8 protein-coding genes are annotated in these 13,365 nt (G+C 38.5%); 1 reads left to right on the top strand and 7 read right to left on the bottom strand.

Annotated features, from left to right (window positions below; genetic code table 11):
* Positions 1 to 13: 13 nt before the first annotated feature.
* A complete protein-coding gene (locus tag H5092_RS05310; RefSeq protein ID WP_182733040.1) occupies positions 14 to 295 on the bottom strand; it encodes a hypothetical protein in 282 nt (93 codons plus the stop codon).
* Between the two features lie 15 nt (positions 296 to 310).
* Complete coding sequence (locus tag H5092_RS05305; protein ID WP_182733039.1) at positions 311 to 523, bottom strand: hypothetical protein; 213 nt, start codon at positions 521 to 523, stop codon at positions 311 to 313.
* Between the two features lie 100 nt (positions 524 to 623).
* Here H5092_RS05305 and H5092_RS05300 point away from each other — a divergent pair, with 100 nt between their 5' ends.
* Positions 624 to 1,433: an ion transporter gene (locus H5092_RS05300; protein ID WP_182733038.1), complete on the top strand. Its 810-nt coding sequence runs from the start codon at positions 624 to 626 to the stop codon at positions 1,431 to 1,433.
* A gap of 88 nt (positions 1,434 to 1,521) precedes the next feature.
* On the opposite strand, the gene H5092_RS05295 is transcribed toward H5092_RS05300, so the two are convergent.
* From H5092_RS05295 to H5092_RS05275, 5 genes are all read right to left on the bottom strand, one after another.
* The gene (locus H5092_RS05295) at positions 1,522 to 2,646 is read right to left on the bottom strand and encodes a DUF748 domain-containing protein (RefSeq protein ID WP_182733037.1); all 1,125 of its coding nucleotides are present in this window, start codon (positions 2,644 to 2,646) and stop codon (positions 1,522 to 1,524) included.
* Positions 2,647 to 2,875: 229 nt separating this feature from the next.
* The gene (locus tag H5092_RS05290; RefSeq protein WP_220492469.1) at positions 2,876 to 4,765 is read right to left on the bottom strand and encodes a bifunctional diguanylate cyclase/phosphodiesterase; all 1,890 of its coding nucleotides are present in this window, start codon (positions 4,763 to 4,765) and stop codon (positions 2,876 to 2,878) included.
* A gap of 337 nt (positions 4,766 to 5,102) precedes the next feature.
* Positions 5,103 to 6,242 carry an aspartate-semialdehyde dehydrogenase gene (gene asd, locus H5092_RS05285; protein WP_182733035.1) on the bottom strand — a complete coding sequence of 380 codons (1,140 nt, stop codon included), beginning with the start codon at positions 6,240 to 6,242 and terminating at the stop codon, positions 5,103 to 5,105.
* Positions 6,243 to 6,445: 203 nt separating this feature from the next.
* Positions 6,446 to 9,142, bottom strand: coding sequence for a TonB-dependent receptor domain-containing protein (locus H5092_RS05280; RefSeq protein WP_138490090.1), 2,697 nt, complete (start codon positions 9,140 to 9,142; stop codon positions 6,446 to 6,448).
* Positions 9,143 to 9,206: 64 nt separating this feature from the next.
* The gene (locus tag H5092_RS05275; RefSeq protein WP_182733034.1) at positions 9,207 to 13,295 is read right to left on the bottom strand and encodes a hypothetical protein; all 4,089 of its coding nucleotides are present in this window, start codon (positions 13,293 to 13,295) and stop codon (positions 9,207 to 9,209) included.
* Positions 13,296 to 13,365 lie beyond the last annotated feature (70 nt).

Below are 13,365 nucleotides of genomic sequence, written 5' to 3'. Positions count from 1 at the left end.
AACTAAACCGCTGTTAATTGGCTAAAAATGAGATGTGTGCTGGTTTTGCGTTCAACTTAATAGCTGCTAGCTGGCTAAGTATAATCTGCGTTAACTCATCAAGTTGCGGTTTTGCATCTTCACGGGCTACCTCATCAATAAAGTAACATTGTATTTTTAACGTGTTTACTTCGTTATTTAAATCAACTGTATGCGTTAGATAATCAAAACCAATTACCATTTCTTTTATTGCTTCGCATGCATTAGTAAGCGCTAAGCGAATTTGCTTATCGCGCTGTTTTTGAGTTTTAGTCATAAATATAAAGGTTACTTATTTAGTCTGGGCTTGTTGCTGTTTTTTAAACTCTTCGTAGTTAGAGTCTTGTTTATCTAGGCATTCGTAATATTCTTTGTCAGCTTTATAGTTACACTCATCAAGGCGCGCCGATTGTAATTCATGAAAACGTGCATCAGAGCTGCAACCAGCCAAAACACATGATCCAATAATAAGTAATGCGCCGCTTTTTAGTTTATTGATAAACATTAAATTTCCTTACACTTTCTATATCGAAAAAGCGTTAAATTATTATGATACTATTGTATATTAGCGCCATAAAATCTTAATATCCAAAGGATCTATTACTATGATGTCGCAGTTACAAAAGTTGTTTCAGCGTATAGACAAAAGCAAGATATTTCAATCATTTGTTATAGCTGTAATTATTGTTTCTGCCCTTACAGTAGGTGCACACACTTACTCACTACATCCTACCGTAGAGCTTGCTCTAAATTGGATGGATGTTGGCATTACTGCATTCTTTTTAATTGAACTAATAATTCGCTTTGTTGCAAGCAAAGGCATTAAAGACTTCTTTTCTAAGGGATGGAATATATTTGACACTATCATAGTATTGGGCAGTTTATACCCTGCTGCTGGCTCTACAATGTTAATAGCTAGGCTGTTGCGCATATTTAGAGTGTTACGATTGGTTTCGATGATCCCAGAGCTGCGCTTATTGGTTAACTCATTGATTAAAGCCATTCCACAAATGGGTTATATAGCCCTATTAATGTTTGTTATTTTTTATATATACGCTGCAATGGGTAGCATGATGTTTGCTGAAATCAATCCCGTACTTTGGCAAGACGTCTCAATATCAATGCTTACCTTGTTTAGAATAGCAACGTTTGAAGATTGGACCGACATAATGTACGAAACAATGGCGGTGTACGAATTAAGCTGGATATATTACCTTACGTTTATATTCTTAACTGCATTTGTATTTTTAAACATGATGGTAGGTGCGATTTTAGAAGTAATGAGTGAGGAGCACCGAAATGCCCGAGAAGAGCTTGCGGATAACGATTCTCTACCTGCAACGCAAGGGCAAGTAAACGAACTACAATCCCAAATTGCTGAGCTTAAAGAGCTATTGAGTAACCGCAAAAACTAATCTGAGAAAAGTACTAAAGCACCCACTTAAAGTTTAAAAAGTGGGTGCAGCTTAAGTATTTAACTAAAACGAACATTACCAAAGAGCTTTAATTCTCCTCGTTATCAGATTTTTCATCCGTATCTTCAAAAGAAATAACGTTATCTACTTTCATTTTAAACGCATCAAAAAATGCGTTTTCTAATACCGAAATCACAGCTTGAAAAGTCGAAACATCCGTATTATCTAATTGCCCCTCTATAGGGATACGTGCAGCAACAAGTTTAGACTCATCGTTTTCGAGTATAGAGCCCAGTAAATCAACACTGCCTTCAAATATGGCCGTAAATATTCCATCGTCATCTTTTTCTATATCTTCGCGCCACGAGAACACACTCAAGTTTTGAACGCCCGCTTTTACATAACCATTTAAGTTATTGTCTTTAGCCACCAATTCCATAGCGCCATCAATGCCACCCGCTTCAATATCAAAAGGCGTGTATACCTTAAATACAGTATCGAGGTTGTTAACAGAGAAACGCTGTACCTCTGCGTTAAAATCAAAATTGGCTTGTTTGCTAAAGGGATCTAATTTGCCATCAAACTTTAATGCGGCCTCCCCCATTAATGCACCTTCTACGCTTAGAGTAGTCACTAGTGTTTTTGATAGGTTTTGCGCGTTGGTTATATTTTCAATTCGAGCGTTGATATTTGATATAAAAGTGGGTTTTTCACCACTATTCGTTGAGTTAACTAAAGTTAACTTGCCTTGCTCAATTGTTAAGGTATCAATAGAAAACAGTACTAAGTCATTCGCCAGCCCCACCCAAGTGGTTTCATCTTTTACTTGTTGATTTTGCTCAGAAGCATTGGGGTCTTTATCGTAAATAACTATTTTAGGACGCGTAAAAGCCATATTTGTGACTAAATTCCCTTTTAAAAGGGCTGACCACGCAAGTGAAAAATCGAGAGTTTGAATACTCAGTAAAGGCTTAGGAGCTGAAGTTGCATCAACAGCGTAAATTTCAACGTCGTCAATCGCGTAGGCACCGCGATATAAAAACAAATCTACATCACCAACATGCCCCGTAACACCTTGCGTATGTTTTAGCTGATAATTTACATACTGCTGAAGCGCATAAGGTGCGGCTATTCTGGCAATAATAAGGACTAATAAAATAACCGCTAATGAGTTAAACCATTTGCTATGAAATACATTAGAAACCGAGCTCATTGTAATTTCCTTTACCTAATACTTTCAAATGAGCATTTTAAACATGTAAAAATTACGCAAAATTGTAATAAGACTACGTAAATCGTATTTAAAATACATCGTTAATAGCCTAAGTGAAGTTAAAGTGGCTAATTTAAGTATTAACAGCAAAGGTTATACCAATTTAAAATTGCTACAAAAAATTGGGTTTATGCAGCAATGCTTAACTAAATAAAAACAGCGAGCACCTTTAATATATCAAGGATAGTGCTTGATCAAATCTAACTGGTTTACTGAATATAAAACCTTGGTATTTATCAATTTCTAAACTTTGTAATAACGTTAACTGAGCGGAGTTTTCTACGCCCTCCGCTATTACTTGGCAACCAATCATATGCGACATGTTAGTTACCGCAGAAACAATACTTTTATCTTTTGAGCACTCACAAATATTATCAATATAAGATTTGTCTATTTTAATGTAATCAACTGATAGCTCTTTTAAAACCGATATAGAAGAAAACCCAGTACCAAAGTCATCAATAGAAATACGCACTCCAGTATTTTTTATGGCCGTAATCACTTTAGACAAATACGGTAAATTTTTAATCATGACTGTTTCTGTTATTTCTAAATGCACATTGTATGGTTTAACTGCGTATCTATTTAAAAGCGCAACTAAAAAATCTAAAAAGTTATGGTTTTCTAGTTGCAACACCGACACATTAATCGACAATCCAATATTACTATTTACGACATTTAGCCTACTTAAGCTCGCAATAGCTTGCTCTAGTACAAATTCGCCGAGTATATTAATTTTTCCATATCGCTCTGCAATATCTATAAATTCTGAAGGGGGAATAAATTCATCATTAAACTGCCAACGAAGTAGTACTTCAAACGTAGTTATTTCATTTGTGCTTATATCAACAATAGGTTGATAGCACAGATGAAAGTCACCTTTTTCTACGCACTCTTTAATTGAGCTGCGAAGTACTTCTTCTCTTTTAAGCGATTCATGCATTCGCTCGTCAAATACCGATATTTCATTACGGCTTTTCTTACCTTCATACATAGCTACATCAGCGTATTTAATCGCCTCTGCAAGATTAAAATTTTCGCGCGTAAAATACAGCCCAACCTTAAAAGAGGGATTTACTTGATAGCTGTCCATGCTTACTGTTTTCGTTAAGGTTTTAACTAATCTAAAAACACAGTCAAAAAGTTCGTCTTCGGTGTTAGTGCGAGAATAAAAAATAAACTCATCACCTCCCCATCGACAAGCAATAAAGTCGCCTTGGGTTTGTGTTTCAACTAATCGTTTACCTGTTTGAGCCAGTACAAAATCACCAAAATCGTGACCGTATTTATCGTTGATGATTTTAAAGTCATCCATATCTAAAAATAAAACAGCTTTAATATCATCATTTTGATTGGCTAAATCAAGTTCAACATTAGAAACAAAGCTCCCCCTGTTAAATAATTTAGTTAGGTTGTCTTTTTGCTCTAAAGAAATTATTTGTTCGGTACGAAGTTGCACTTCGTTTTCTAAGTTTTCAATAAATTGATCTAACTTAAGTTCGTTATTAATTGATGACTTTACATCTTTTGCACTACGTGAAGCCGTTATAAAACACAAAATAAACCATAAAACGAGCCCTAAAACACCTAGTACATTCTCATCTTCAATAGGCTGTAAAAGTAATAAAATACTAAAAGGAACCAATAAGCAGGTTATATACGACAAGGAGGAACGAATATCTGAAGCTAAAACATTAACGCCTCCACCAGCAAGGGAGCTAAAAACAACCAATGATACAAATTTTTCCTGCATTTGCATGTTTTCATAAAACAAAATAGGAAAAGCAGCCCATGTTAAAGCCGTTAATAATAAACCTATAAAATACAGATGATATTTAAAAGCATGGGTGTTGTTAACAAATACATGGCTTGCTATTCGAAGTAATGAAATAAATGATAACGTAAAAAGCCAATAAAGTTTTTCTTGCGAGGCGCTGTGGTTAATACTGCTAAAAATAAGAAAACAAGAAACAACCGTGTTTATAGCAATTGCAGAACTAAAATAGGAGCTAACAAATGCTAATCGCTTATTGGCAAAGTTATTTGTGTGAGAGGTCATTAATGTTACTTGAATAGGCTGTTGCACAATGTAAACAGTTTACTTAAGTTCAATAATAAACAAAAGTGAACATTCATAAAAAAGTATTGTTTTAGCCTCTTAAGCGGTTTTATAAGCCATTAAACTAAAAAGGGCTGGCAAATTGCCAACCCTTTCTGTTAATACTGATTATATATTATACCAATTCGCTTAATTAAGTGATCTATTTTGAGGGAAGAAAATCGTGTCGATAACAAGGCAAAAAATTCGTTATTTAGTTGTTCTATATCAAAAATATTTAACGTAGTTAACGTCAGATTTAACCCCTCAATTGATTAAGTATTATTGCGAATTGGTATTACTCACCATCAACAATTATGCGTAGCATACGACGAAGTGGCTCTGCCGCGCCCCATAAAAGCTGATCGCCAACTGTAAATGCGCTAATGTATTTTGGTCCCATAGCTAATTTACGAATACGCCCAACAGGAATGCTTAAAGTGCCCGTTACTTTAACCGGTGTTAAGTCTGTGGCACTAATTTCACGCTCGTTTGGAATTACCTTAACCCACTCATTATGAGACGCTAAAATTTCTTCAATTTTTTCTACGCTAATATCTTCACGTAATTTAATGGTCATCGCTTGTGAATGACAACGCATAGCGCCAATACGAACACATAAACCATCAATTGGCACTGGTTGCTTAGAAGAGCCTAAAATTTTATTGGCTTCTACTTGCGCTTTCCATTCTTCTTTAGACTGACCGCTTGGCATAGGTACGTCAATCCACGGGATTAAACTGCCCGCTAGTGGCACACCAAATTGGTCTTGTGGTAAGTCATTTGACGCCATTGTTTCACTGACTATTTTATCAATTTCTAAAATAGCAGAACTTGGGTTATCTAATTGCTCAGCAACACTTGCATGAATAGCGCCCATTTGTGCAATAAGCTCTTTCATATTTCGTGCACCAGCACCAGAGGCTGCTTGGTAAGTCATTGGGCTTACCCATTCAATTAGGTCTTGCTCAAACAAACCACCTAGTGCAAGTAGCATTAGCGATACTGTACAGTTACCGCCAACAAACGTTTTAACGCCTTGCTCTAAGCCTTGTTCAATAACATCTTTGTTCACGGGATCTAGCACTATTATGCTGTCCTCACTCATACGCAGTGCTGAAGCTGCATCAATCCAGTAACCATCCCAACCCGACTCGCGTAATTTTGGATATACCGCATTGGTGTAGTCACCGCCTTGGCAAGTAACAATAATATCCATTTTAGCAAGTTCGCTAATGTCACTTGCATCTAGCAATGGTTTTGCGTCGCCTGCTATATTAGGGCCTAGTTGACCCGCTTGTGAGGTGGTGAAAAAGGTGGTGTCGATATGGGCAAAATCACTTTGCTGCTGCATACGTTCTAATAACACAGAGCCAACCATGCCACGCCAACCGACTAATCCTACTTTTTTCATTGTTTGTTCCACTGTTTGATTCATAAAAGATGCCTTAATACATTAAAAATTAAATTCATTGCGTGAGATTTAATTTTCATTAACGTCAAAATAACACCACCAGCGCGCTAAAACTAGTGAATAAAGTAGAACTTAAATATTTTTCATAGTCATAAAAAAGCCCTGTATTAAATACAGGGCTAATAGGTAATTAGGTTTTATTATATCCCCCTTCCTTGGGTAGAAAATTAAAACTCGTAGCTAAAGCTTAAACTAAACTCAGTGCCTTCTTCTTGACGCCAAAGTGTTAAGTTTTCTTGTTCAATTTCTTTTTCTTGGCCAAGTATATTTTTAACTTTAAAATTAACTTTAGTATTAAAGTTAGGGAAGTAAGAATAAACTAAATCAAGAGAATGAAATGACTTTTCTTCTGCGTCTTCGTTACCACGCGTACCTGGTACAATTATGCGCGGCCCAAACACGTTATAAACAACTGAAGTAGAATGAAAACCATCAGCAGAGTCATAACCCATTTGTAAGTTTGCTACCCATTCAGAATGACCAACTAAACGACGTTTATTATTAGTAACAATGTTAGAAACAGAGTCAGCTTCAAGCGCCTCTTTTAGTTGTTGTTCAAATAATGAATCAACCCCATCAGCATCGTTTATGCCAAGCTCAACACTTGAATCCGATAGAGTAACGTTACCTGATAAAAATATGGCAGATAAATCATTATGAATAAAACTAAAGTCAGTTAAAAAGTCTACCTCAATACCTGTTAGTTCACCCGACTGCGCATTTGCTGTTAGTAATTGCGGAGCAGCTCCACCAACACCCGCTAACTCAACCATTTCAATTGGGTTTTCAATATCTTTATAAAACAAAGCAACTGATAGATTGTTTCCTGAAGGCATGTACCACTCAAACCTAAAGTCAGCATTTTTTAGCTTAGAGCTTTGAAGTGTAGGCGAGCCTCGCACTAAAAACTCTGTTAGTGGGTCAACATAATAAGTTGAGCTTACATCACGCATATCTGGGCGAATCGTCGTTTCACTTAAGTTTAAGCGAAACTGCATTTCTTCATCCATAATATAAGTAATTGCTAAAGAAGGAAAAAAGTTATCTTCTTTTATTGCAACTTCGCTCACTTCTTCAATTGTTCCATCAAAGAAATTAGTATGAGCCTGAAAAGGCACTGATATTTGAGAAAAGTCTTCCCAACGAATACCACCGGTTATACGCCATGTGTTTTCGTAGAAAAAGTCGGCCATAAAATAATAAGCGTCTAACTTATGTGCAGCGCTGTACTTATCACCATCTGCGGTACCATCATCAAAAATACCAGAGCCTGTAATACTTGTATAAAACTCACTATTAGCTAAATTTTCGTCAGAAAAAATTTGGTCTATGTTTGAGCCAAATGTATATTCATCTGTTATACCACGGTGCGTAATACCAAATTGAATATTACTTGCATCACGTTTTTTTTCAGAAAAATCGCCACCCACCTTAAGCTCTAACTCATAGCCATCACCATAAAACGGGATGCCCATATTCCAACCATATGTATCTACGTCATCATGCAAAGTTTGATAATCACGTGTTACGTTTGTTGCAGCAACATCTTGTAACTGCTCTGATTCAAATACACCATCATTTAAGTTAGTTTGAAAAACAACATCCAATGCGCCAGGAGCATCTCTGTTGGCGCGGCTTGTACCGGCATACCAATCAAAAAATAAATTTTCTAATTCAGGAAAGTTATGCGTCCCTTTGAGCTGCGTAGAGAACATTTCACGCTCTTCATACATAACGTCAACACGGCGTAACTCAGTAACACCTTCTTCTGACTCGTTAGCATCGAAAAAGTCACGATTACGCACTCTGTCACTCATATCATGAAGAGCTATATTCGTTAGTTCAAATTTATGGTTATTATTAAATTCATAACCTAAATTTAATGTGCCACTCCAACGAACGGTTTGTTCAGTAGATATGCCATCATAAGTTTGTGCAAAACATTTGTCTTCGCAGCCCAAACTACCTAAATTTGTACCGCTTTGCTCTTTAACTACTTCCCATTCATTGTCATAGGAAACAGCTGCAAGAACGCCAAAAGTACCTACTTCAGACTCAAACCTATCACCTAGTGCTACTGAAAAATTCATGCCTGGATCAACGTCTTTCTCAGTAGGTCCAACTTGCCAATCTAGAGATTGTAGGAGCGCTTGACGCTGCTCAAGCGTAGTACTGCTGTCACCTTCAAGTCCTGCATCACTTTTAAGCGCTGTAGAAATTAATGAAGGTAAAGCACGTGTACCATCATCGCGCCCCATCCAATCATCATCACCACCACTGTAAAAATAACCGGTGTCACTGTTAGAGGTGTTATATGAAGTACCTAACTGTATTTTAAACAAAAAATCAGAAGGAATAGATTTGGTGCGTATATTTACATTACCACCACCAAAGTGCGCTGGCATATCAGGAGAAAACGATTTCTGCACACTTAAACTTTCAATAATATCCGATGGAAATAAATCCAGTGGAACAACTGATCGAGTGGGATCTGGGCTTGGAACATACATGCTATTAAGTTGGGTACTTGAATAACGCTCACCCAAACCACGAACATAAATATATTTACCATCGACTAAGGTTAAACCAGTCACACGACGAAGCGCTGAAGCTGCATCGCCATCACCTGTGCGTGATATTTGATCAGCACCCATAATATCAGCAACAAATGCCTGATTTTGACGCTCTTGCAGTACCGCACCCGCACTGCCTTTTAATCGTTGCCCTACAGCAACAACTTCTTCTATTTCTTGCTCTTCGGCTTCGGCTGCTATAGCTGTGTTTACTGATAGCCCCATAATTGCAGCCATAACTGCGCAATTTAGTTTACAAAGAACAAGAGAAGAGGGTTTAAAAGATTTCATTTTTATACTCCGAAACAAAACAAGACATTAGCCGAGCTTTCGCTCGGCTATAATGTGGTTTGGATTAAAGACCTACCTTAACCCAACCTGCTGTCCAGTCTGTTTGTGCATCCATTGCACCAATGTAATCTACTGAATCAAAGTAACTATCTAGGCTTGAAGAATCAAAACCATTACCTAACAGTAATGACTCAGCCGAAGGCATATATCCGTTATCTGCTAAACCAAGGTCTGTGGCTGCTTGCACAGAGTTACCTGTTTGGCCTAAGAACCAAGACTCAACATTACCAGTACCAATTGCTTGCGTACCAAAGTTATTTGCTGTTTCACATGCAACAACTGAGTGAGTAACAGTTAATGTACCATCCTCTGCGCGAGGAGCTGAATCTGAACCTACACGTAAACAATTTGAATAATCTGCCCCGCCTGTCACAACCAAGTTTTTAAGCATACCCGCAGTGCCTGCACGTAGACGTATACCGTTAACCCCAACATTACCAATAATAGTAACATTAGAAATTGTAGGCATTGTGAGTGGAGTTGCACTTGAATCAAACTCAGAGTTATCCGCCTCAATTGCATTATCACCTGTTGAGTCAGCTTGCTTGATAAGTACGTATTGCGCTTTACCCGTCCAACCAAATGACCAATCTAGTGAGTCATCACCAATATTAGTTAAAACCAGGTGACTGATGTTTGCAGTACCACCGAAAAATTCAACACCATCGTCCAGGTTTTCATGAACGTGAATGTAATCAAGCTCTGTTTGACTACCAACACCAGCAAGCGTAATGCCGTTTAACTCATCTCCGTTACCTAGCGTTTTACCTGCTTGTTTAACTGCTACGTATTTTAAAGTACCTGAGTTATCTTCTGGGTCATTACCACCAAATTGGCCAGCATCACCTTCAGCAGACACACCACAGTTTGCAAGCTCATCAGCGGTAGCTTCGCCTTCTTGATCGCCACACGAGTTAGCCGGTGCATTACCTAAAAGCACTAAACCGCCCCATTGACCAATAGTCGTTTCGCCACCAGTAACATCTTCAATAGACGTCATAGTAATTGGCTGAGTTGCACTGCCCACGGCCTCTATTTTAGAACCACGGCGAACAACTAAAAAGTCATCACCCGACTCGCCAATAAGCGTAGTACCAAATTGAACATATAAAGTCGTTTCATCAGCGCGGTCATTACCTACGGCTGTACGGCCTTTTAGAATCCAATGTGCATCGTTAGTTAATGTTACGTCTGAAGTGAATACAACATCAGAAGTTAACTGATAAACTGGCTTGTCTGTGATTTCAGGAAAGCTCGCTGATACATCAGTAGCAAAACCCTGCTCTAAGGCGTTTTGAATATCATCAGGAAAACTTGGCGTTATAGCGACTGTCCAACCATCCATCCAGTTATTATCGCCATCAAACGCACCAATATAATCTGTTTTAGTAAAGAACGAATCAAGGTCTGACGAATCAACACCCGAACCTAATAATGGTGAGCTAGATTTAGGTGTAAAGCCATCGGTTGCTAAACTAAGGGCAGCAGCTGTAAGCGTTTGGTTACCTGTTTGGCCTTCAAACCAAGATTGAACGTTACCACCACCAATTGCTTCACTACCAAAGTTATTATCTTCACTACATGCCACTACTGAGTTTTCAATAGAAAGCTCTCCAGATTCTGCATTTGCTACAGAGTCAGAACCCACACGTAAACAGTTTGAGTAACCTTCAGGTCCTGTAATTACTACATTACGTAGAACGCCCGCTGTACCTGCACGTAAACGAACACCGTTAGTACCATCAGCACCTACAATTGTTACGTTAGAAATTAGTGGCTTTGTTAAAGGTGTAGCATTTGAATCAAATTCTGAGTTGTCCGCTTCAATAGCGTTATCACCACCAACAGCACTTTGTTGAATATAAATATTTTGCGCACGACCAGTCCAACCAAACGACCAATCAAATGCATCATCACCAATATCAGTAAGTACTATGTTACGAACATTTACAGTACCACCAAAAAACTCAACGCCATCATCAAGATTTTGATGAACTTGGATATATTCTACTTTTGTTGCAGAGCCTACACCCGCGAACGAAATACCATTAAGCTCATCGCCGTTACCAAGAGTTTTACCTGCGTGCTTTACGACAATATAACGAAGAACACCTGAGTTATCATCGCTAATATCGCCACCAAATTGTCCTGCATCACCTTCTGCAGATACACCACAGTTAGCAAGTTCTTCAGCAGTCGTTTCACCAGTTTGATCGCCACACGAGTTAGCAGGAGCATTACCTAAAAGTACTAAACCGCCCCATTGACCAATTGTTGTTTCAGCGCCTGTTACATCTTCAATAGATGTCATTGTAATAGGTGCAGTTGCATTACCATTTGCGTTAATTTGCGAACCACGACGAACAACTAAAAAGTCATCACCTGATTCACCAATTAATGTCGTGCCTGCTTGAACATAAAGTGTTGTAGCGTCTGCACGGTCATTACCTACTGCAGTACGGCCATTTAAAATCCAATGTGCGTCATTTGTAAGTGTTACATCCGCTGTAAACGTTGTATCTTCAGCTAAGCGATATACTGGTTTATCTGTAATTTCCGGAAATTCGCTAGAAACATCTGATGCTAAGCCTTGTGCAAGCGCATTATCAATATCAATAGGGAAGCCACCATTAATACCAACAGTCCAACCTTCCATCCAGTTAGTTGAGCCATCAAATGCACCAACTTGCGTATTTGCAATAAGCGGCGAGCCAGCAAGAGGTGTATAACCGTTGTCATCTAGCATTAAATCAGCTGGGGTAAGTGTTTGGTTAGCGTCTTGGCCTTCAAACCAAGATTGTACATCGCCACCGTTAATAACTTCGCTGCCAAAGTTATTCGCTGCAGTTTGACAAGCAACTATAGAGTTTGTAATCGTAAGTGTGCCATCCTCTGCACGAGGTACTGAATCCGAGCCTACACGTAAGCAGTTTTCATAAGTAGCTGGGCCCGTTACAAATACATTTTTAAGAACCCCAGCAGTACCCGCACGTAAACGAATGCCGTTATTGCCCTCAGCACCCACAATTGTAACGTTTGAAATAGTAGGTAGTGTTAATGGTGTTGCACTTGAATCAAATTCAGAGTTATCAGCTTCGATAGCGTTATCGCCTACGTTAGCCGCTTGCTGAATATAAACGTTTGTGGCTGAGCCCGTCCAACCAAAAGACCAATCTAGCGAATCGTCACCAATATTTGTAAGTACAACATTGCTTACATTAACTGTGCCACCAAAGAACTCTATACCATCATCAAGATTTTCATGTACTTGAATATAATCAACCGTAGTTGCAGAGCCAACACCGGCAAACGTAATACCATTTAACTCATCACCATTACCTAACGTTTTACCGGCTTGCTTAACAAGTACATACTTTAAAGTACCTGAATTATCATCACTGATATCGCCACCAAACTGACCTGCATCACCTTCAGCCGACACACCACAATTAGCAAGTTCATCAGCTGTTGCTTCACCTTCTTGGTCGCCGCAAGAATTTGCTGGCGCGTTACCTAATAATACTAAACCGCCCCACTGACCAATCGTTGTTTCTTGAGCTGTAACATCTTGAATTGAGGTCATTGTAATGGGCTGACTTACAGTCCCTACCGATTCAATTTGTGAACCGCGACGAACAACTAGGAAGTCATCTCCTGTTTCGCCAATAATCGTTGTACCTTGCTGAATATAAAGCTTGGCGTTATCTGCGCGATCATTACCAACCGCAGTACGGCCATTTAAGATCCAGTGTGCGTCGTTTGTTAACGATACATCAGTAGTGAACACGGTATCTGCAGCTAAGCGATATACGGGCTTATCTGTAATAGATGTAAACTCACTAGAAACATCAGTTGCTAAACCTTGAGTTAGTGCATTATCAATATCAGTAGGAAAGCCAGTGGTAGCATTTTGTGAATCATCACGTGATGAGGTTTCACCACTTGTATCGTCACCGCCTTCAATAACGTTAGTTACTGTATCACCTTCATTAATAGTTGTGTCGCCTTCAGATACTACTAAGTCTCCACCACAACCAGCTAAAGATACTGCAGTTGCAATCAAACTTACTTTGAATAAGTCAGATAATTTCATTGTTCACTCCGTTAAAGTATTTAATTATTTTTTAGGTGCTCAAATAAACTCAAGTCACCATAAAACACTT

The sequence above is a fragment of the Pseudoalteromonas sp. SR41-7 genome, assembly GCF_014163935.1.
In the GTDB taxonomy this organism is placed as follows: domain Bacteria; phylum Pseudomonadota; class Gammaproteobacteria; order Enterobacterales; family Alteromonadaceae; genus Pseudoalteromonas; species Pseudoalteromonas distincta.
Note: the sequence above shows the minus strand (reverse complement) of the source record. Positions and strands in the feature narration are given on the sequence as shown.

Excerpts from the sequence above, each read along its gene's own strand:
- H5092_RS05275 (WP_182733034.1), bottom strand. The coding sequence starts at position 13,295 with ATGAAATTATCTGACTTATTCAAAGTAAGTTTGATTGCAACTGCAGTA.
- H5092_RS05310 (WP_182733040.1), bottom strand. The coding sequence starts at position 295 with ATGACTAAAACTCAAAAACAGCGCGATAAGCAAATTCGCTTAGCGCTT.
- H5092_RS05290 (WP_220492469.1), bottom strand. The coding sequence starts at position 4,765 with ATGACCTCTCACACAAATAACTTTGCCAATAAGCGATTAGCATTTGTT.
- asd (WP_182733035.1), bottom strand. The coding sequence starts at position 6,242 with ATGAATCAAACAGTGGAACAAACAATGAAAAAAGTAGGATTAGTCGGT.
- H5092_RS05295 (WP_182733037.1), bottom strand. The coding sequence starts at position 2,646 with ATGAGCTCGGTTTCTAATGTATTTCATAGCAAATGGTTTAACTCATTA.
- H5092_RS05300 (WP_182733038.1), top strand. The coding sequence starts at position 624 with ATGATGTCGCAGTTACAAAAGTTGTTTCAGCGTATAGACAAAAGCAAG.
- H5092_RS05280 (WP_138490090.1), bottom strand. The coding sequence starts at position 9,142 with ATGAAATCTTTTAAACCCTCTTCTCTTGTTCTTTGTAAACTAAATTGC.
- H5092_RS05305 (WP_182733039.1), bottom strand. The coding sequence starts at position 523 with ATGTTTATCAATAAACTAAAAAGCGGCGCATTACTTATTATTGGATCA.